Source organism: Rhizobium sp. Root482 (assembly GCF_001426565.1).
In the GTDB taxonomy this organism is placed as follows: Bacteria; Pseudomonadota; Alphaproteobacteria; order Rhizobiales; family Rhizobiaceae; genus Pararhizobium.
Genome location: NZ_LMFA01000006.1, coordinates 73520 through 92033, shown reverse-complemented (window position 1 = coordinate 92033; position 18514 = coordinate 73520). Strand labels below are relative to the sequence as shown.

The 18514-nt window shown below is 58.0% G+C and carries 19 protein-coding genes and 2 pseudogenes; 15 read left to right on the top strand and 6 right to left on the bottom strand.

Translation table 11 applies throughout. The annotated features are described in order from the left end of the window. Positions 1–20 precede the first annotated feature (20 nt). Complete coding sequence (locus ASD31_RS06275; RefSeq protein WP_413813798.1) at positions 21–956, top strand: DUF1403 family protein; 936 nt, start codon at positions 21–23, stop codon at positions 954–956. Between the two features lie 2 nt (positions 957–958). Then, positions 959–1642, top strand: coding sequence for an SMC-Scp complex subunit ScpB (scpB, locus tag ASD31_RS06270; RefSeq protein WP_056330926.1), 684 nt, complete (start codon positions 959–961; stop codon positions 1640–1642). Positions 1643–1692: 50 nt separating this feature from the next. Here scpB and ASD31_RS06265 read toward each other — a convergent pair whose 3' ends face one another. The 3 genes and pseudogenes from ASD31_RS06265 to ASD31_RS06255 form a co-directional block, all read right to left on the bottom strand. Then, entirely contained in the window at positions 1693–2271 is a 579-nt protein-coding gene (locus tag ASD31_RS06265; RefSeq protein ID WP_056330923.1) for a PIN domain-containing protein, read from the bottom strand. Continuing rightward, positions 2261–2707 carry a hypothetical protein gene (locus ASD31_RS06260; RefSeq protein WP_056330919.1) on the bottom strand — a complete coding sequence of 149 codons (447 nt, stop codon included), beginning with the start codon at positions 2705–2707 and terminating at the stop codon, positions 2261–2263. The genes ASD31_RS06265 and ASD31_RS06260 overlap by 11 nt, the downstream gene beginning before the upstream one ends. A 118-nt stretch (positions 2708–2825) precedes the next feature. Beyond that, positions 2826–4730: pseudogene (locus ASD31_RS06255) on the bottom strand (hypothetical protein). Positions 4731–5326: 596 nt separating this feature from the next. Here ASD31_RS06255 and ASD31_RS06250 point away from each other — a divergent pair. From ASD31_RS06250 to ASD31_RS06240, 3 genes are read left to right on the top strand one after another with little or no spacing between them, the layout of a single operon-like run. Further along, a complete protein-coding gene (locus tag ASD31_RS06250; protein ID WP_243258565.1) occupies positions 5327–5692 on the top strand; it encodes a helix-turn-helix transcriptional regulator in 366 nt (121 codons plus the stop codon). Then, a complete protein-coding gene (locus tag ASD31_RS06245; RefSeq protein WP_082520440.1) occupies positions 5682–6977 on the top strand; it encodes a type II toxin-antitoxin system HipA family toxin in 1296 nt (431 codons plus the stop codon). The genes ASD31_RS06250 and ASD31_RS06245 overlap by 11 nt, the downstream gene beginning before the upstream one ends. Continuing rightward, positions 6955–7419 (top strand): hypothetical protein, encoded by a 465-nt coding sequence (locus ASD31_RS06240; protein WP_082520439.1) that lies wholly within the window; start codon positions 6955–6957, stop codon positions 7417–7419. The genes ASD31_RS06245 and ASD31_RS06240 overlap by 23 nt, the downstream gene beginning before the upstream one ends. A 110-nt stretch (positions 7420–7529) precedes the next feature. Here the strand turns inward: ASD31_RS06240 and ASD31_RS26645 are convergent, their stop codons facing one another. The 3 genes from ASD31_RS26645 to ASD31_RS26635 all read right to left on the bottom strand — a co-directional run bounded on the left by ASD31_RS26645 (position 7530) and on the right by ASD31_RS26635 (position 10590). Further along, complete coding sequence (locus ASD31_RS26645; protein WP_244483775.1) at positions 7530–8033, bottom strand: topoisomerase DNA-binding C4 zinc finger domain-containing protein; 504 nt, start codon at positions 8031–8033, stop codon at positions 7530–7532. Between the two features lie 132 nt (positions 8034–8165). Continuing rightward, the gene (locus ASD31_RS26640) at positions 8166–9446 is read right to left on the bottom strand and encodes a UvrD-helicase domain-containing protein (protein ID WP_244483774.1); all 1281 of its coding nucleotides are present in this window, start codon (positions 9444–9446) and stop codon (positions 8166–8168) included. Between the two features lie 94 nt (positions 9447–9540). Further along, complete coding sequence (locus ASD31_RS26635; RefSeq protein WP_244483773.1) at positions 9541–10590, bottom strand: transposase family protein; 1050 nt, start codon at positions 10588–10590, stop codon at positions 9541–9543. 258 nt (positions 10591–10848) lie between these two features. Here ASD31_RS26635 and ASD31_RS06210 point away from each other — a divergent pair, with 258 nt between their 5' ends. The 10 genes and pseudogenes from ASD31_RS06210 to ASD31_RS06170 all read left to right on the top strand — a co-directional run bounded on the left by ASD31_RS06210 (position 10849) and on the right by ASD31_RS06170 (position 18456). Then, positions 10849–12291: an ATPase domain-containing protein gene (locus ASD31_RS06210; RefSeq protein ID WP_056330909.1), complete on the top strand. Its 1443-nt coding sequence runs from the start codon at positions 10849–10851 to the stop codon at positions 12289–12291. Further along, a complete protein-coding gene (locus tag ASD31_RS06205) occupies positions 12288–13331 on the top strand; it encodes a sensor histidine kinase (protein ID WP_056330906.1) in 1044 nt (347 codons plus the stop codon). Before ASD31_RS06210 ends, ASD31_RS06205 begins: the two co-directional genes overlap by 4 nt. 153 nt (positions 13332–13484) lie before the next feature. Further along, positions 13485–13871 carry a response regulator gene (locus ASD31_RS06200; protein WP_244483772.1) on the top strand — a complete coding sequence of 129 codons (387 nt, stop codon included), beginning with the start codon at positions 13485–13487 and terminating at the stop codon, positions 13869–13871. A 444-nt stretch (positions 13872–14315) separates the two neighbouring features. Next, positions 14316–14525: a cold-shock protein gene (locus tag ASD31_RS06195; RefSeq protein ID WP_056330903.1), complete on the top strand. Its 210-nt coding sequence runs from the start codon at positions 14316–14318 to the stop codon at positions 14523–14525. A gap of 377 nt (positions 14526–14902) precedes the next feature. Next, positions 14903–15283, top strand: a complete 381-nt coding sequence (locus ASD31_RS25235) for a DUF6481 family protein (protein WP_082520438.1) — start codon at positions 14903–14905, stop codon at positions 15281–15283. A gap of 66 nt (positions 15284–15349) precedes the next feature. Further along, positions 15350–15625, top strand: coding sequence for a hypothetical protein (locus tag ASD31_RS06185; RefSeq protein WP_056330896.1), 276 nt, complete (start codon positions 15350–15352; stop codon positions 15623–15625). A 623-nt stretch (positions 15626–16248) separates the two neighbouring features. After that, positions 16249–16374, top strand: a pseudogene (locus ASD31_RS25230) (IS5/IS1182 family transposase); the annotation flags it as partial. 302 nt (positions 16375–16676) lie between these two features. Next, positions 16677–16889, top strand: coding sequence for a DUF1127 domain-containing protein (locus ASD31_RS25225; protein WP_082520437.1), 213 nt, complete (start codon positions 16677–16679; stop codon positions 16887–16889). Between the two features lie 198 nt (positions 16890–17087). After that, on the top strand, positions 17088–17624 hold the full coding sequence (locus ASD31_RS06175) for a PTS sugar transporter subunit IIA (RefSeq protein ID WP_082520436.1): 537 nt from the start codon (positions 17088–17090) through the stop codon (positions 17622–17624). A gap of 85 nt (positions 17625–17709) precedes the next feature. After that, positions 17710–18456 carry a hypothetical protein gene (locus tag ASD31_RS06170; RefSeq protein WP_156392537.1) on the top strand — a complete coding sequence of 249 codons (747 nt, stop codon included), beginning with the start codon at positions 17710–17712 and terminating at the stop codon, positions 18454–18456. Positions 18457–18514: the final 58 nt, after the last annotated feature.

Below are 18514 nucleotides of genomic sequence, written 5' to 3'. Positions count from 1 at the left end.
TGGATTCGTTTCTGCCTTCGATGGCCAAGCCCCTGAGTTCACCGCCTCGCCTGCCGGCCTGGGCACTGTCCCGGCGCGACGACTGGTTGGAGGCGGACGTCGCATTTGCCGCCGGCATCGCCCTGAAATCGCTCGACGATCTCGTGCGCACCAAACCGGCGTGGGCCGGTTGCTGGCGTCAGCGGCAGGCGCTGAGATGCGCCGCTGCCGCGGTCCGGCTTGGCGCTCGTAACGAGGACGAACACGCCTTGCGTGACGCGCTTTTACTGACTGCGGCCGGCGACAATCCCGGACCGGCAGGCAATGCCTATTTGGCCTTCAAAAGACTGGCTGCCAAAAAGGGCGTCATCACACATGCATTTCTGACCGAGCTTGCCGCGTTGTTAGCATTGCCTTGGGACGACGGCCTCGCTGCCACTGTCATCGACCGGATTGACGAGGCGCTGCAGTCCGGTCGCGCCGTTCCCTTTGTCGTTGCCGATCTGGTCACAGCCATTTTTGTCGAGCGCCCGGACGCGGAAATTCTTGCCTGGGGACTGGCCGACTGGCTGATTGCCACCAGGCTCAAATGGGAACATCCAGTGCCCATCCTCATGGCTGAGCGCTACGGCGCTGCATTCAGAACGCTGGGCGGTAGGGGACGGGTGCGGCCGGGCGATGAGGCGTTTGGCCGGGCCGTTTGCCTGGCACTGGTCGATGGCACTGAAGCGGCATTCCGCGCGGCAAGCGATATTGCGCGGCGCGCCGACCGGCTTCTGTCCGTTGCGCCAAAACTGCGGACGAAAGGCGCGGATGCCGTCATCCGCAAACTGCTTGAGGAAGATGCCATTCAAGCCACCGCGCCGGGCACCAATCTGTCGCGCTGGGCCAGCACAAGGCTGTTTGAACGGCTGAAATCCCTTGGCGCCGCTCGCGAGCTGTCCGGCCGGTCGTCCTTCCGGATCTTTGGGTTGTGATCATGGTAGCCTCCACAGCGGCCAGATCCACCCGCAGGAAAACGAAAGACGCACGCGAACACTTGTTTGATCGGGAATTGGAGGGCCTGCCGGCGGAGCTGCGCTGGCGGGAATGGATGTTGCGGGCAGAAGCGGTGATCTTTGCCAGCGAACAGCCGGTCGATCGCGAGACGCTGGCGCGGGTCGTTGGAAAAGACTGCAGTATAGATCTCCTCATCGATGACCTGCGCGAGGAACTCCGTTCCCGGCCATACGAGATCGTCTCGGTTGCCGGCGGATGGCAGCACCGAACCCGTCCGCGGTTCGGCGAGACGATTCTTGCATCTTCAGCGTCGACGCGCTCTGCCGCTGCAGCCCTTTCAGAGTTCGAGACGATGGTGCTGGTGGCGGTTGGATATTCCCAGCCGGTCACGCGCAGCGAACTCTCGAAGGTCTTTGGCAAGGAGGTCAGCCGGGATACGATCGCGGCGCTGCGGGGGACCGGGTTTATTGCCTCCGGACCGCGTAGCCCGACGCCCGGCGCGCCTTATACCTATGTCACCACCAAACATTTCCTGTCGGCCTTCGGTATGGACACGTTGCGCGATCTGCCAGATCTTGAGGCTTTGGAGGATGCGGGGTTACTCAGCCGGCAGAGTGTTCAGAATGAACCGCTTACGGCCGAGGTGGAGGGCGATGAGGAATAGGGTCTGGCGCCAGCCGTTCGGGACACATGTTTTGTTTGGACCGGGTCGGCTCAGTTCAGCGCGGCGGTATTCCGGCGAAGCACGTCTGAAAGCTTCTTCAAGGCGCGTTGCTCAAGCGCATCCACAAAGGCTTCAACCGACGGCGTCGTCTTGCGCAGATTGCGCCGCGCACTCCTGACGCTGGAGATGAGCGCATCGGGAAACGCGGCATGAAGAGCGGTCAGGAAATCATCCGGCGACTGACTGGTCACGCCGTGGGGAAGAAGATTTCGGGCTGGAAAATCTTTGAGGTTCCAGGTGACGATAATGGAGGCTTTCCCAGCAATGGCGGCCGCGAGCACATGCCGATCGTCGGGATCAGGCAAGTTGAGGCCTGGAACCAGATGGCGATAGTCCGTCACATCCGCCTCCGGCAGGGCGGCCTTCATCCTGTCACACGTGGCCTCCAGACGCTCCATCGGCAAGGCATGGGTATTGGCGGCGAGATTGCGTATCCACTCGTCGTGGATGTCATCGGTCCAGCGCGCCTCGACGAGGCCGTCGAAAGCATACTGGATCAGGACGTTGCGCAGGTGAAAGGGGTAGAGGACGCAGGCATCATAGACCGCGACGGGCGGATCAAAGGCCATGGGTCTGGATCAGGTCCTCGGTGTCTTCAGCAAGCGCGTCCATCGCAGTCTGCCGGGAATCGAGCCTGGATTTCAGGGAGAGCACATCCTTCAACAACGCCCGGCGGTGTTTGCCCACATAGCGAAATGGAAGGTCACCCCGATCCATGCGCAGGACAACGAGCGGGCGCGAGATGCCGAGAATGACTGACGCCTCAGTCGGGCTCAATTCCTGATCTTCGGCCAGCACCACGACGCGCTCGCCGCGCAGCATATGCGCCAGGAGAGCTTCAACCGCAGCCGTGGCCGAGGGCGGAATCGAGAGCGTCTGTTGCCTGCCGCCTTCATGGCGAACGTGCAATTCAAGCCTGTCGCCCGCAACCAGTTTCGGCAACGGCGAAGCCGCCTTACGGTCGCGATCCGACAATCCGGCGAAATGAATGATCTGGCTGGCCATGGCAACGTCTCCTTGCTCACATTATAATGCGCACGCCCCATAGCTGCAATATCTGAAAGCCATTCCAGGATCGGAACGGTGGCGGGGCGGTAATCCGATCGCCACCTGGTTTCTGATGTCAAGCAGCCTCCCAGACCTGGTTCAGAATCTTCGCGGCCAGTGCCGCCTTGTCCTGCGGCAGGAACCGACCATAGTGCTGTGTGGTCCGTGCGGCAGCAAACCCTTGATGGCGCCGCGACCGGTATAGGGATTGTAGATCCCATAGCGCTGGATCACGGTTCGCCAGGCTTCGTAGAACTTGGTGGAATCGTAGGCCGCATCGAGGCTGGTCGTTTTGACTGTCTTGACGAACAGTGTGCCGGGATCCTTTGCCGGGCCAAGCAGCACTCCGCGATGGCGATCGATATAGGCTTCGAGGTATTTGTAGAGGTCGAGCAGGTCCGGCAGGATGAGCCGGAATGGTTTTTGCCCAAAGAAGGACGAGCCGGAATTCTTGAAGGCGGCCGATGGGATAAGCACCTCCCAGCCGCGCTCCCGCTCGCTCCACCGCAGCTCGCCGCACTTCATGTCTTCCAGCCGTCGCTCGGAGGTGGGGAAATGACCGCGCGGGCAGACGCGTAGCTGGCGAAGGTTCTTTTGCCGAAGCCCCAGATGCAGGCCGAGGCGAAGCATCAGGAACGAGCGGACGGCCTCCGCGGCCGGTCGTGGATAGCGATCCTCATCCGGCATGCGTTTTAGGATCTCATSATCGGCTCGAAGGGATCGCGGTGCACACGCATGACCCGTTGGACCTCCTTGGATCGGTTCGCGGCATGGCGATGAAACGCATCGCAGGCGCCATGCCAATCGCGCGCCGCGAACTCGATCTCCTCGGGCGCCACCAGGCCTTCGATCGGCTGGACAGTTCTCAACAGCTCCGGATGCTGGCGGATCCAGCCAACCTCTGAACGCGTCAGGGCTTGCGCTACCATCAGCATGTCCTCTTCCCACTTGGTATAGAAGCCACGCCTTTGTTCGCGCCACTGCAGATACCAGTCCCAGACGCCCGGAAAGATCAGGAGGCCGAAGGTCAATTGACTGAGGGGAACGCCACGGCCTTTCACGGCCCCGGCGGGCGAGGCGGCGAGAGCGCCGAACATCAGGCCGAGATGCTCGATCTTCTGCGACGCCGTTTCCTCTCCCATACCCCGTTCCTCTGAAACCCGATCGCCGTCAGCGTCGAGGTCTTGAAGCGGATGAGATCAGCCATTTCCATGGCCAACCGTGGCGGGGCGTCAACAACGCCTGACAGGAGATCGGGATCTTCGAAGGTTTCCGCAGCATTCTGGTTGGCGCTGATTGTCAGGCTTTGCGATCGAGGCGACAGCGATCCTCCGCCATAGGTGATGCCTGGAAAGCGAATAGCGTAGCGCTGCTTGACCGCTGCGGCCTGGTAGCGCCGATAGTCTGTCGAACCGGAGACGATGACCCGGCGCACCCATTCGAGGATTTCCTCCCGCTTGGCGAACGGCAGGCTGCTGAAATCGTCCGGCAGATGCCATGCGAGGCGCCGACGCTCTGCCGGGCTGATGTCGCCCAGATCATGGCCGTGAAGTGAGCGGGATTGGTGCGGCAGCTTCGCCTTGAAATATCCCGACGGCAGGCGGTATCGCTGCTCGATGCGCGACAGGATCCCGAAACTTGCAACCGACCTTGGCACGCGCTCGCCCTGGACCCAGGACAGGAGGGTCTTGTCGTCGAAGGTTTCGCCCAGGCGAATGACGGCGCGATAGAGTTGCCAGTAACTCTCACCAAACCTTCGCATATGATAAACAAGCGCCTCCTGAAAACCGGCCGGATCTTTGCTCGCTTCGAACAGCGGATCAGGAAAGGGCAAGATCCGCTTGGGCTCAGGTCCCTTCTGCGCCGACCGAGGCTTAGTATCAGGATCGTCGCCGTCGATCCGCCGCGGCGTCCGGGTGGAGCATCCTGTGGTCGCCGTCCGACGTTGATCAGTTTGTTTTGTTCGTGGGGCTTGCTTCATCGGCTGATCGTCCTCCGCAACACGTGGCGCGCCGAGCAACTGTTGGCTTTAGAATTCGAAGAAGTGTCGATGTCGGAGGTGATTCTGTGTGCAGCATTCTAATGGTTCAACGGCGCAAGTGAGAGCGTTTGGAAAATTTGCCGAAACGCTAGGTCTATTACTCCGCGACTCAGGCGTAAACTCCGCAGCGCGCATTTGATCATCCCAGTCAGAATCGCCTCCATGTTATGCTGAATTTGCTCATACTATTGGAATATTGCCTGCGCTCGTCAATCGAGTTGGATGAACCTTCTTTTTGATGGGCTGATTGTCATCAGTATCTCTTCAGTAGACTCGAATCGAAATTTTGTTCGACAGATTTTGTTGCAGATTTATACGTCAATATCTTGAGCTTCATTTGCACGGAAAGCCGGTTCCCGAAAGGCACTGGTGAGCCCGGTTTTGAGTTCACGACCTAATATCTGGTCCAGCGTGACCGGGAGCAATTGACTGTTATGTCAGCCATTAGAACCCTCTGTGCGTGTCCTAGCGGTCAAACCTTGCATCAAGAACCGGGTCGTGATACTTGACCGTTATAACAGGCTGGAAGCAGTCACGTGACCGGTACTGCCGACATCGAGGTCGATATGAGCTCTCACACTCGCACCTATTCTCGTGTTACTCGCGAAGCGCTTGCTCTTATGGGCGGCCAGATCCGTTTAGCGCGCAAACAGCGCCGGATGTCGGAAGCCGATTTGTCCGAGCGGATCGGCATCGCACGTAGCACCCTTCAGCTAATAGAGAAGGGTCATCCAAAGGTCGAGGTCGGGTTGGTGTTCGAAGCGGCCATATTGGTGGGAGTACCGTTATTCGTTTCCGAGCCGTCAGGGCTATCTGCGCAGATTTCTCGGATCGATGACAAGCTGGCGTTACTGCCGCATTCGATCCGCCGACCGCGTTCGGAGGTGAAGGATGACTTCTGATCGTGTACCTGCGCGGCCGGCGCCTGCGACAGAGGCTTATGTCTGGATTTGGCTACCCGGAGATTTGAAGCCCGTGATTGCGGGCCGCATTGCGCTGGAAGGGCAGGTCTACGTCTTCAACTACGGGCGCTCCTATCTGGATCGCCGTGACGCTGTGCCGATCTTTCTCCCGGAACTTCCGCTAGAGCGTGGAAACATCCCCCCGAATGCCCCACTTGATATGGCGGGCTGCCTGCGCGACGGAGCGCCAGACGCATGGGGGCGTCGCGTCATCATCAACCGTTTGACCGGTTTGCGTGGAGATGCTGCAAACGCCGTCGAGTTCGATGAACTGACCTTCATGCTCCATTCTGGCTCGGATAGAATAGGTGCACTCGACTTCCAGACATCAGCCGACCGATACCAACCACGCGAGCAGGAAAATGCTACGCTTGAGGAGTTGCTCGAGGCGGCCGGTCGTGTGGAGCGGGGAGAGCCAATTCCACCGGTCTTGGAGAAAGCGCTGTTTCACGGAAGCTCGATCGGTGGTGCTCGCCCGAAGGCGCTGATCGAAGATGGCGCTGACAAATTGATCGCCAAATTCTCGGCTTCAAATGATACCTATGCGGTCGTGAAGGCTGAGTATATCGCAATGCGGCTTGCGGTATCAGTGGGTCTGAACGTTGCTCCGGTGCGGCTAACCAAGGCAAGCGGCAAAGATGTGCTCCTGGTTCGCCGCTTCGATCGCGAGCGCGGCGAGCATGGATGGGCCCGTCGCGCCATGGTTTCGGCGCTCACCATGTTCGGACTGGGTGAGATGCAGGCGCGTTATGCAAGCTATGTTGACCTGGCTGAGATCGTTCGCGCACGTTTCTCTGATCCGCAAGCGACCTTGCGAGAGTTGTTCGCCCGGATGGTATTCAACGTCCTGGTTGGCAACACAGACGATCACGCGCGCAACCATGCTGCCTTCTGGGATGGCGTGTATCTGGCGCTGACACCTGCTTACGACATTTGCCCTCAGGGGCGAACCGGACGGCAGGCGAGCCAAGCCATGCTCATTCGCGGGGACGACCGTCGCAGCTTGCTGGAGAATTGCCGACTGTCAGCCTCGTCCTTTCTCCTCACCGATGCTGAAGCAAGAAGCCTCATCAATATACAGGTCAGTGATGTTCGCTCCGCTTGGAGCGATATTTGCAACGAAGCTGAGCTGAGCGCCGTGGACCGCACTTTTCTGTGGCGGCGGCAATTCCTGAACGAATATGTCTTTGACGGATATATTGATGGCATACCGCAAGGGTTCTGATTTGACCGAAATCATAACGTTCAGCGACACTAACAGGGCTGACATTGATCGATCTGCCCAAAAACTTCTTAAGTTCCTTGAGGCGAACGCTTACGAAGAATTCTTCCGGTTTCCTTTTAGTCATTCGTATCCCCGAAATTGCTGCGAAAGCGTTTCGTTAATCCGAACCTATCTGCTGGAAGAAAAGTATCGCCTCGATAGCGTCAAGATTGTCAAAGGGACAAAGCTTGATGTTTACGAGCACCATTTCTGGGTGACGGTTGGGCAGCTCCACTATGATCTCACGGCTCATCAGTTCGCTGGGCATAAGCCAATCATAGGTACTCTGTCAGATAAGCTTTTCAGCGACGTCTTTCCTGATTGGGAGGTCGAATATGGCCGAGAATTTGTCGAGCGGGACGACGTACTTGGCTCTTTCCGTGCTGGTGTAATTCCATTCTGATTGCTGCGTGTAGCCTTGTTGTTATCATAGCCTCTAGCGATTCTCTGGCCATTCCCGCACCCAGATTGCGCAAAAGATAACTCGCGGATGTGATCCAGGGTCGTGTCGCCTCAAACGGTTCCGTGCTGCTTTTCCGTGTGATCACATTCAGGAAACTGATTGCACCCCAGAAATTTGCTGTTATCGCGGCCTTTCCTCTCGATCAACTGGCCTATACGGCATTTGGGACATTGATGCAGGGGATCGCCATCGATGGTTTCAAATCGTAGACTATCGCCGGCTATCTCCGAGAGCTCACGGATATATCGCGAAGGCTCCCGGCTGTTTGTCAGCAGGAACACGCCCCGGGTTGCGCTGGTCAGTGCGACATAGAACAGGCGACGCTCCTCGGCGAACTCGAAGGTTTCCGGTCGCGGCATGACAAGATTGAGCAGTTCGTCGTCCTCGATCCGGCTCGGCACCCCGTAGTCGCCTTCGCTGACATCGAGCAGGATCGTGTAGTCGGCCTCAAGACCCTTGGCGCGATGGAACGACAGACCCGAAACCTCGATATGCTCGAATTTTGGCAGTGTATCCCTGAACGGATCGAGCTGATTATAGCGCCACAGCACCATCACCTTGAGCTTTTCGCGTCCATCGCTCCGCCATTGCCCCGAAATCCCGCCCAGAAACGAATCGAGCCGCTGTATTGCCCGGTCTCCACGAGCCGTGTGGCGTTGGCGATCATCGAGTCGAAGTCGATGCGGTTAGCTACTTCCAGTTTCCGGGAATAGGTTTGTGTAATCTTCCAGATCGCCTCGGCAAATTCCCGGGCGCGTGTTCGGTCGTGGAGGGATTTGGCGCGCTCGAGGAGCATGTCGAGGGCCAGATGGCTGGCGCGGATGTGCTTGATGCAGACCGCAATCAGCTTGTGATAGTGCTTGATGACCACCGGTTCGAGAGCCTTGACGATGGCCGCGTAACTTTTTTGTTCGAGCGCAATGCCTCGCTTCGCGATTTCTGCCTGTAAGGCTGTGAGCAGCGATCCATCGCGCGCTTGCGCAGACGTCGTCTGGAACACGTCCCATTTCCGCCTTGCGATAGCCGGCCATCTTGTGTTCGGCACGGGCGTCCGATCGCAGCAGCTCGTCGATGATCTGTTCGATCAGCCTGGCTTCGCCGGCAGGGTGTTCCACCCAATCTGCCAACTGGGGCGGGCGGCCTTCGACCTCTTCGATAATACCGCGACCGAGCGCATGAAACGTGGTCACCTTGCGTTCGAGATTTTTGGTGTCGACCGAAAGCTGTTGGGCTATCCGTTCCATCAGCTCATCGGCCGCGCTCTTGTTGAAGGCGAGCACCAGAATCTCTTCAGGGCGGTAGAGCTGTTTGTCGAGGACATAGGCGACCTTGCCGACCATGGTGGCGGACTTGCCCGAGCCGGCCGATGCAACGAGAAGATTGTTGTCCTCCAGTCGAATGCAAGCCTCGCGCTGCTGGTCGGACAACGACCGGCGGTCCAGGTCGTCGAAGAACGATCGGTATCTCGAAAGTTCGCTGGAAACGAACGCATCGTTATATTTGTGGCGGACATCGGGATCGGTGATGAAGGCGAGTGATCTGGGAAGCGTCGCTTTAAGGTTGGCCGGCATCAATTCCGGATCGAACAGAGGGTGCGAGAGCGCTGCGGCGGCTTCACCATCCACACCGGCAATAGCCCGCGCGAGATCGGCATGGGCGAGATATTGGCGTTGGCCCTCCACGATACCCATCAGCTTCGCATCCACATCGTTTAGACGCGCAGGATCGGAGCCGATCAGGTCGAAGAGGTGGCTGTTGACGAAGCTATGGAGATCGGCCGCCAGTCGGGTTGCGGCGTCTTCTCCAAGACAGGGCAGGCTGTGGATCTGACTGCGAGACCGGACTTCGACGGAATGCCAGAGCAACGCCTTGCTGACGGAAATCGCGGCAACATCCAGGCACGCAAGGTTGTTGGCTCCATTCTGATTAATTTGTATGGTTGCCGGCAATAAGGGTCGAAGTGTCACCTTCCACTTTCCCTGGGGAAGTAGGCGTGCAAAGAATCCAGGCCGGTATGTTCGAACACGATCAGACATCAGGGTTCACGCAGTACCAGAAAGCTTAATCTGGAAGCCAAGCGCAATCGGTCCAATGGCTTTCGTAGCGTTTCGCGAATTCCGTCATCTCCCGGCTATTGGCCTTAGGTGTCTGGCAGGCTCGGGCGCATGTGGTGACCACATCCCGGTAAAGAGCCGGAGAAACCTGCTGGATGCCCTCGTAGTTCATTAGCAGGTCTGAAAGGCGTTCCGTGATCGCCTCGCCGCGAGGCGCCATGACAATGGTCGGCGGTGTACTATGCGCATTGATGAGCACGTATCTCCAGCTCGGGTCGGCCTGTCCCTGCGCCGGAACGAGTTCGCAGGGACAGGCATCACCGCCCCCGGAAATCTCCTGATAGATCGCTTCGATCGCCTGGGCTTTCCTGGCGATCAGAACATAAGGGCCTTTAGGCGTGTAACCGCCCATGCGCTCGTCGTATTCGATACCCAGCAGGCGTGTCAGGTCGTATCGGGCGGATCCGTCGAGGCTGGCCCGTTCCGTGGTAAACCACTGAAGCTGACGCAGTGTTATTCCAGCCGCGGCCGCGATGTCTTTCGGCGGATTGGGCCAACAAGCTACCAGGTGCTTGGCGTCGATGCCAATCACCGAGGGCGGGATCGACGGCGGCAATCCTCGCCTGCGGATGACGCGGAGCAAGGTGTCGTTGCTGACGGGAAGCATGAGCCGCTGTGCAAAACGCGCCGCCGGGCGTCCTCCAAGCGCGAGGGCCAGATGGTGGACAAGATGCTCGAGACGCCCGGTTCGTCTGGCGTAGGGAGGTAACACATCGCCGAACCGCTCGGCGAATATCTGCCTGCCGCAGAGCACCGCGTCACAGGTGAACCTCCGCGTGCGCACGAGAAGCCTGACTCGCCTCCCCGACAGGGGGAGGTCCGCGACCTGGCGGCAATAGCGACTTCGAACCGTTCGCGACATTCGTCCGCATGCCGGACATGACGCGGTAGCGCCGGCTCGGGAAAGCAAGATGCAGGTCTCATCGTCAATGTGGGTGATGCGTTCGGCGATGAAACCAGCCGGTACCAAATCAGAGGGGCGAAAGTTGGTGCTCATCAATCTGATTCCTTGTGGAAACCAGCAAAGCAGCATCGTTACAACTGCATCAAAACTGAGTCAGAGCCAAAATTGGACGCCGATAAGGGGTCAATGTTCCGCGCCGATTGACAGGTAAAGCAATGATGTTCACGCGGCGCCATCCGACGGGGTCATTGATGTTTTGATAAACCCCAATATAACGGCGGGGGCATCTTTCGGTGATGATGCGCGTATTTCTGCTGATCGAACGCCAACGATTTTTATGAAAGATGAGATATGCCAAGACGCAAAGCGCCAGCAGTAGTCAGCACGGGCATCACAGGACTGAACGAGATCCTGCGCGGTGGCCTGCCGGCATCCAATCTCTATATGCTGCAAGGCGCACCGGGGTCCGGCAAGACGACGGCAGCACTGCAGTTCCTCCGCGCCGGTGTGGAGGCAGGCGAAAGCTGCATCTACGTGACGCTTTCGCAGACCGCTGCAGAGCTTGAAGCGATCGCTGTTTCACATGGATGGACGCTGGACGGCATCCGGGTCGAGGAGTTGACGACCTCCGGTTTAGTCAGCGAAGCCGATGATCAGAGCATATTCCTGACGGCAGACTTGCGGCTCGACGAAACTCGGAAGGCGATCGAAGCCGCGATCGAAGAATACAAGCCGCGCCGCCTGGTTTATGATTCACTCTTGGAAATCCGCCTGATCACCGGCGATTCGCCGCGATTTCGGCGTGAATTGATCGGCTTTAAATCCTTTCTTGCCAAGCGTAACGTTGTTGCGCTGCTTCTGGACACCCAGACACCCGGCTATGATCGCAGCGGCGAGGAAGTCGAAGGATTGGCCCATGGAGTCATTCGCTTCGACAAGTCACTGGAAGAATATGGCGGGGTCCGTCGTCGCGTTGAGGTATCGAAGATGCGCGGTGTTCCCGTCGCCGACGGGTATCACGACATGGCTATCCGCGAGGGCGAGGGCGTTGTCGTCTTCCCTCGCATCATGCCAAGCACGGCGTTGGAAACGACCAAGCCGGAACTGATCAAGTCCGGCGTTGCGGCGCTTGACGACATGTTCGGCGGTGGCCAGGAAGCCGGGACCACGACACTGGTCATAGGCCAGTCGGGTACGGGTAAATCGACCATGTCATCGCTTTATGCCACCGCAGCACTGGAACGCGGCGAGAGTGTCGCGCTCTTCCTCTTTGAGGAACGGCTGGAGACATTCTTCCGGCGGTCGGAAGGTTTGGGAATGCAGCTGCGGCAATTTCACAAGGACGGCAAGCTTATCCTGCGTGACTTCAACCCGAATGAAATCTCGCCGGGCGAGTTCGGCCAGATCGTTCAGGACGCGGTGACGCAGAACAAGGTGCGCGTGGTCGTTATCGACAGCCTAACCGGTTACCTGAACTCGCTACCCCACCGCGAAAAGGCAGTTCGCGATATTCAGTCCCTGCTCAAATTCCTGGCCCGGTCCGGCGTGCTGACCATGCTGATCGTCGCCCAGCACGGTCTCATTGGTCAAAACGTGGGTATCGATGTCGATGTCAGTTTCCTTGGTGACACCGTGCTCCTGCTGCGGATCATGGAACATGAAGGGCGTCTACGTCGCAGTATTACCGTCGTCAAAAAGCGTCACGGGCCACACGACCTCAATATTCAGGAATTGCTGATCGAGAGTGGTAGCGTCAGTGTGGTTTCCTACAATCCGCTTCCCGATCCGAAATGAACGAGGTTGCGGGCGAAAGCGAGCTGGATTGGGTGCTCGTACTTGCTCCGTTTCGCAAGGACGCCGACTATATCGCGGCGTCCTTGCGTGAGCAAAAGGTAGCTGTCAAAAATTTTAGTCAGGCCAACGACGATCTGGTCCATCACTTGTCGGTATCTCCGGGCGTAATCGTTATTACCCACGAGGCGCTCAGTCCATCGGTCGTTGCTGCTATCGGAAAACATCTCTTGGCCCAGCCGGATTGGTCGGAAGTCCCTATCCTCGTTCTCCTCGAACGAGCAGCGCCTGTTGCGCGAATTCGCGCTCGACTCGAGCGGTCCTGGCCGGGTGCCCGGCTCCTGTTCCACACGCGTCCGATAGCACAACTGGAACTGATCAATAGCATCCAGACTAACCTGCTAGTGCGCTTGCGTCAGAAACAGGTGCGCGACGCCATCGACCGTGAGGTCGAACTGCGACTGGAACTCAATCACCGCATAAAGAATATCCTTGCCAGTGTGGCCTCGATTTTCCAGATGACACGGCGTGGAACGTCAACGGTCGAAGAGCTCGCCACAGACTTCACAGGCCGGCTTCACGCTCTTTCGAATGTCCATACGGCCGTTTTCGAGGCGGGCGGAGAAGCGGTCTCGCTATCATCTGTCGTCAATCTGACGATAGCCCCTTACAACGGCGATGGGCCAAGCCGCATCAGGGTGCACGGCCCTGACGTCGTAATCAGTCGAGCCTCCGCTACCACGATCGCTCTTTGTCTTCACGAGTTGACGACGAATGCCATCAAGTATGGTGCGCTGTCGCAAAAGGAGGGCAGTGTCGAAGTCGCCTGGTCCCTCTCAGAAGAAGCTCCAACCGTGTTCTCGTTGCACTGGGTAGAAGCCGATGGTCCTACGGTAGTGGAACCGACGCGCCAGGGCTACGGCACCAAATATGTTCGCTCCGCGCTTGGATCCCTGTTCGGGTCTAAACCCGAGATAAGCTTCAATCCCGACGGCCTCCAATGCCACGTCGCCACTCCGCTTATGCGGCTTCAACAAGGATGAGCGTTACCGTAGCGCAAAATTCCTGGGTGCGCGTGACCCTATCCGATCAAAGCCACCAAAACATAGCATAAATAGGCGATGGATCATTGTTGCGCCAAGCGCGTTAGCTGAGTCCTCGTCTTATAATATAGGCGGCCTTGCAAATGAACCACGATGGAGCTTCTGCGGATGGGCTACAACGGCATAGCGGTTCTCGTCGTGGAGGACGAAGTTCTTCTTCGTCTTGATATCGCGCAGATCTTGGAAGACGAGGGCTTCAAGGTATTTGAGGCGTCTAACGCCGATGACGCAATCGCCATTCTCAACGCCCGTTCCGACATCCGGTTGATGTTCACGGATATTGACATGCCTGGCAGCATGGACGGACTGAAGCTCGCAGCCGCGGTCCGGGACAGATGGCCTCCCATCAAGATAATCGTCACCTCGGGTCATCGTCATATGAGGGACGATACCCTTCCTGTCGAGGGTCGATTCTTTAGTAAACCCTACGTCCCGTCGGTCGTGATAGGCGCGATGCGAGATATGGTCGTCTCGATCTAGCGTTCCAACTGATCAAACAGCTTAGTCGGCCAATAACCCGAATAAGCTCAGCGAGGCTGACGTTCCAACCAATTGCCGAATTCCGGTGAGGGGCGTGGGGCTCGGCGGGGCAGAACACTCGGCCGGAGATGGCGCTTGGGTACGTTCAGGATCTTGATCACTTGGCATTTTACGAAGCAGTTGTGGCAATCTGTGTTAGATCACGATCGTTGCATGTGTTTTCGACGAGGAGGTCATATCCTATCCACGGCGTCAAAACTAAAAGTTGACTTATCGGGCCATTTCCTCTATCGAAGGTTTATCGATCTTTTGCTTGCTGAACTTTGGTTGCCGCGCGATTAGCACCGCGCCTGACGAACTTCCCTTTCAAAATCAATCGTTACGACGACCCGCGGAGCCTCTGTTCTGCGGCCGATTAATCTTGCTTTGAAAGGGTTCATCACAATGACCACAGGCACAGTAAAATGGTTTAATTCCACCAAAGGCTTCGGCTTCATTCAGCCCGACAATGGCGGTGCTGATGCGTTCGTTCACATCTCCGCTGTGGAACGTGCTGGAATGCGCGAAATCGTCGAAGGCCAGAAGCTCGGCTACGATCTGGAGCGCGACAACAAGTCAGGCAAGATGTCGGCCTGCAATCTTCAGTCCGCTTGATTGATATCTGCTTCCCTTTGTCCACGGATGTACTGGCACTGCTGGGAGCGCGACTAATTTAAGCCAGGCGCCTGCCTGGCTTTTTTCGTTTCGGGCCGCCGGTCGAAGCCATTAGGAGCTTCGATGGCCGAAACACATAGTTTACGCGAACGGGCTGAGTTCGCGCTCAGCAATATCCAGCCGCAGCTCTTTGCAACGAATAACGCTGTTGACGAGCTGGATGGAAGCTGAGGCCGGGCGCCACGACGCCAAAACGCTCAGGTTGGGAGGTGCGTCGGGCGAAGGATATGGCCGACAGACACGGCCAAATCGGCGCCAATTGCCAACGGGCCATACCGCGCTGACCAAAGCGCAGAACCGATTATCAGGATGACGATTTGAAGAACGACAGAAAAAACGAGCTCTCTGACCGTCGGGTAGCATCCAAAGACGCAAAGATTTCTCTTCTCCACGCCTACCGTGCGGCACAGACTGCGGCCGAACCAGGTAAAGTGGCAAGGCAGGAAGAACGCGCGGCCCTTGCGCAGGGACGTGAGGAACGACGCGTTGAACGGGACAGGATAAAGCACGAGGAGCGCGCGCGAGCCGAGAACCTGGCGGCAGAACGCCGAGCCGCCGCGGAGGCCGAAGTGCTGGCCGAAACTGAAGCTCGGGAAGGCGCCGAGAAAGCCCGTATAGCGCGCGTGATCGAAGATGAGGCGGCGCGAAAGGCCGAGCGCGACCGGCGCTACGCACAGCGCAAGGCGAGACAAGCTTAGCCTTGAGTGTCCGCGCGGACCATCTGCTACCTCCACACTGCGAAAGCACACACCATAGGAGCCGACATGGCACCGGATACCAACGAAATTCAGTCGATCAACACATCCTGGCAAATCGCGATGCAGGAAATCCTGCGCATGGTCATCCGTGATATGTATCAAGTTGGCGGCGAGGCAGCCTTCAAGGCGCATATCAAGCGGATTGAGGAAGCCGCAGTCGATAGCATCTATACGGACCTGAGGCTTCGTGGCACCGATGAATGGACGGAAATGCTCGTTAAAGAACGGGCGAGCAATTTCGTGACCACCCTGCTGACGTCATTCACCTACGACCGCGCGTAACCCTATTCGCTCGAGGGACCGAGCAATCGGTTAGCTTTCAACCTTCGCGCGGCAACCGCAAGATGCTTTCAAAGGCACGCGATCGGAGGTGGAGCGCGGCTCCGGGCGGCCACGCGTGGGGCAACGACGTCGGGAACGTGGCGTTCGCGGGCTGCATGGTTCACTTTTTGCTGCTTATGGCGCCAAAAACTCTTGGATGAGCCATATCAAGGCGCTAGCCAAGTAAGGCTTCTGCGCCCGGCCAATGGCGTCGGCGAGCGCGGGCCCGTTCACGGATTTCTGCGTCGGCATGAGCAGAAGTAACGCTCGAACGAATATTAACTGCGTAAACAACTCGATCGCCGCATCGATCCCGTATCCGCGACCAAGCAAGCGGATAGGCGAGAACGCATTTTCTTGCCTGCGCTGCTCCAGGGTTCTGCCGAAGATAGGTCACCGACAGAACCGCGAACCTCTCGCAGAAGCAAATTTAAACGGCGTCATGGGCACTCGACTATGCCGGGTTGATCCTGTCGACTGGTAAGCACGATGAACGGCAGATCAGACCAGGCTGCCTGACGTTCAACCCAATCGTACAGCGCGCTTGCGTCGCTTCCGAAGAGCGCCTCTTACAAGGATGGATGTTCAATAGACTTAAACAGTTTCGTCGCATTGCAACCCGCTACGACAAGACCCGAAAATCCTTCGAAGCCTTCCTTGCGCTAGCCGCAGCAAGGGTTTGGCTGCCGCACTTTGTCAACATGGCCTAAGTGGCGTCAAGAGGTCGCACTCGGGCTCATACGCTTGAAACGGCCTCCTAAAAACATTAGATACTCCACATGTTAAACTTCCTTCTTAAGAAAGTGGGATTAGCTGTTACGGCGGCTTTTCCAGCGCCATCCCTGACCCGCTCCTAGCCCCGAGCGGCTTGAACGCACATGTTCGCCGCGTCGGGGTTCAAAGACAATCATGCAGATCGACAGCGCGCTCGCAGTGAACGTAGCAGTTGCTATGCGCGTCGCTGCGCATCCTTCGTGCGGCGCAAGTGAACTCTTTGAATGGAGCAACAATCATGTCTGAATTCAACCCGTCAACGACCGTTCCCGCATCGCGTCTCGCGCTCGGCATTCGCACGACTTTGGCAGGTCTCGTTCTACGCGCCGTTGGGCGTTGGCAATACCGCCGGGCAGCGGCCGCGCTTCATCAACTCGACGACAGGCAGCTGGAAGACATCGGCATTTCGCGGAATGAGATTACACGCGTCGCCGCACGTCTTGTTTCCTAGAACGCCGACAGATTGCTTGTGGCTTCCCGTTTCCGGGCGCTCGCTAGTTTCGGACAAGGAGAAAATACATGGACATGGTGACCAGGACGATCGTGGCAGTTGGTCTCCTTTCTTTGATGATTACTGCATTCGTCGTGATTTGATTTCAGATCAAAATCAAGCTGTTCATCTTTGCAAGACCGTTCGGGCGCCTATCGGATGCCGTTGGAGAGTATTTTGGACACTCACGAACATTTCCTCACAATGGACATATCGCTCTCAGCCATCGCGCCACACAAGGATGCAGCAATCGCTCTTGCCGCCGACCGGCTCGCCGAAACTGTCGACATGGCCTATGGGGACGCAAGAGCCGCGCTCTCGGGTAGAGAGGCGCTGGGCTCCACCGCCCTCGGCAAGGGGGTTGCTATGCCGCATGCCGTACCATGGGAGTGCCCTCGACCAGCCCTCTCGCTCATAAGCCTTGCAACCCCTGTCGAATTCGACGCCCCGGACCACCTCCGCGTCGATGTGGTTCTGGCATTGATATGGCCTCGGCATAGGGTTGGCGACTTCGTCAGGTTCTCTTCGCTGGCAAGTCGGGTTGTCTCCGATCCTGCCGTCTTGCAGGCGGTTCGGACATCAGGCGCGCCGGGACTCATTCGTAGCCTTCTTCATGCCCGCGGCAGCGCGCTAAGCTGCCCCACTTCGCTTCGGGTTCGTGTTGCCAGCCATGGCAACGGGTTGCCGCGCACCTGAGCAGCGACAGCCCGGAAGACCAGCCGATTGTGGATTGACGGTCGCCGCAGACGCGTGCGCCGATGAAAGAACGCAAGGAAACGATATGACTCTATGGACTGAACTCGCCCGGGCCTCGAACTCCGCCGGCGACGAGATCACCCTGCGTCGAAAGGGCGATCTCTACGAGATACGCTTCAACGGACTGGAACTCATGTCTAACATCAATCACCGATCGGAAACCCTCCTGGCGGAACGAACCCTTCGGCTTCATGGACAATCTGTGCGTCGCGTACTAATCGCAGGCCTAGGCATGGGCTTCACACTACGCGCGACCCTCGACTGGATCAGTGGCGATACTGAAGTGACCGTTTGCGAACTTGTGCCGGAGATCGTCGACTGGAACCGGCAGCATATTGGCCATCTGGCTGGTCATCCGTTGCGCGACAGTCGGGTCAATCTCCGCGTGGTCAACGTCCAGCGCCTTCTTGAGCGGAACGGCAGCGACTATGACATAATTCTCATGGATACCGACAACGGCCCCGAATACACCGTGCGCGAAACGAATGACGCGATCTACGGCGAGAGCGGACTTAACGCCGTCTATCGCCGACTTGCACCGGACGGGATCGCCGCCTTTTGGTCCGCGACAGCATCGGTTAAATTCGAAGAGCGGCTAGACGCCCTGCCGTGGCGATGGCGTCGCGATGACATCAGCCTCATCAGCGGCCGCGCCGACGCCGTGCACCATATTTATCTTGCGGGCAATGCGTCGCGTTTTGCCTTAGATGGGAGACTGCACAGATATCCGCTTCAACCCGGGGCGGTATCTGGGGGAGGTGTATCAGCGTGAAGCAAACTTGATCAAAGAAGTGCCTGCCGCTGTATGGTAACCTAACTCGCGCCACGGG

Excerpts from the sequence above, each read along its gene's own strand:
- ASD31_RS06200 (WP_244483772.1), top strand. The coding sequence starts at position 13,485 with ATGGAGCTTCTGCGGATGGGCTACAACGGCATAGCGGTTCTCGTCGTG.
- ASD31_RS06245 (WP_082520440.1), top strand. The coding sequence starts at position 5,682 with ATGACTTCTGATCGTGTACCTGCGCGGCCGGCGCCTGCGACAGAGGCT.
- ASD31_RS06265 (WP_056330923.1), bottom strand. The coding sequence starts at position 2,271 with ATGGCCTTTGATCCGCCCGTCGCGGTCTATGATGCCTGCGTCCTCTAC.
- ASD31_RS06170 (WP_156392537.1), top strand. The coding sequence starts at position 17,710 with ATGACTCTATGGACTGAACTCGCCCGGGCCTCGAACTCCGCCGGCGAC.
- ASD31_RS26645 (WP_244483775.1), bottom strand. The coding sequence starts at position 8,033 with ATGGTGCTGTGGCGCTATAATCAGCTCGATCCGTTCAGGGATACACTG.
- ASD31_RS25225 (WP_082520437.1), top strand. The coding sequence starts at position 16,677 with ATGTCTGAATTCAACCCGTCAACGACCGTTCCCGCATCGCGTCTCGCG.
- ASD31_RS06275 (WP_413813798.1), top strand. The coding sequence starts at position 21 with ATGGCCAAGCCCCTGAGTTCACCGCCTCGCCTGCCGGCCTGGGCACTG.
- ASD31_RS06260 (WP_056330919.1), bottom strand. The coding sequence starts at position 2,707 with ATGGCCAGCCAGATCATTCATTTCGCCGGATTGTCGGATCGCGACCGT.
- ASD31_RS06210 (WP_056330909.1), top strand. The coding sequence starts at position 10,849 with ATGCCAAGACGCAAAGCGCCAGCAGTAGTCAGCACGGGCATCACAGGA.
- scpB (WP_056330926.1), top strand. The coding sequence starts at position 959 with ATGGTAGCCTCCACAGCGGCCAGATCCACCCGCAGGAAAACGAAAGAC.
- ASD31_RS06240 (WP_082520439.1), top strand. The coding sequence starts at position 6,955 with ATGGCATACCGCAAGGGTTCTGATTTGACCGAAATCATAACGTTCAGC.
- ASD31_RS06175 (WP_082520436.1), top strand. The coding sequence starts at position 17,088 with ATGCCGTTGGAGAGTATTTTGGACACTCACGAACATTTCCTCACAATG.
- ASD31_RS06205 (WP_056330906.1), top strand. The coding sequence starts at position 12,288 with ATGAACGAGGTTGCGGGCGAAAGCGAGCTGGATTGGGTGCTCGTACTT.
- ASD31_RS26635 (WP_244483773.1), bottom strand. The coding sequence starts at position 10,590 with ATGAGCACCAACTTTCGCCCCTCTGATTTGGTACCGGCTGGTTTCATC.
- ASD31_RS06185 (WP_056330896.1), top strand. The coding sequence starts at position 15,350 with ATGGCACCGGATACCAACGAAATTCAGTCGATCAACACATCCTGGCAA.
- ASD31_RS06195 (WP_056330903.1), top strand. The coding sequence starts at position 14,316 with ATGACCACAGGCACAGTAAAATGGTTTAATTCCACCAAAGGCTTCGGC.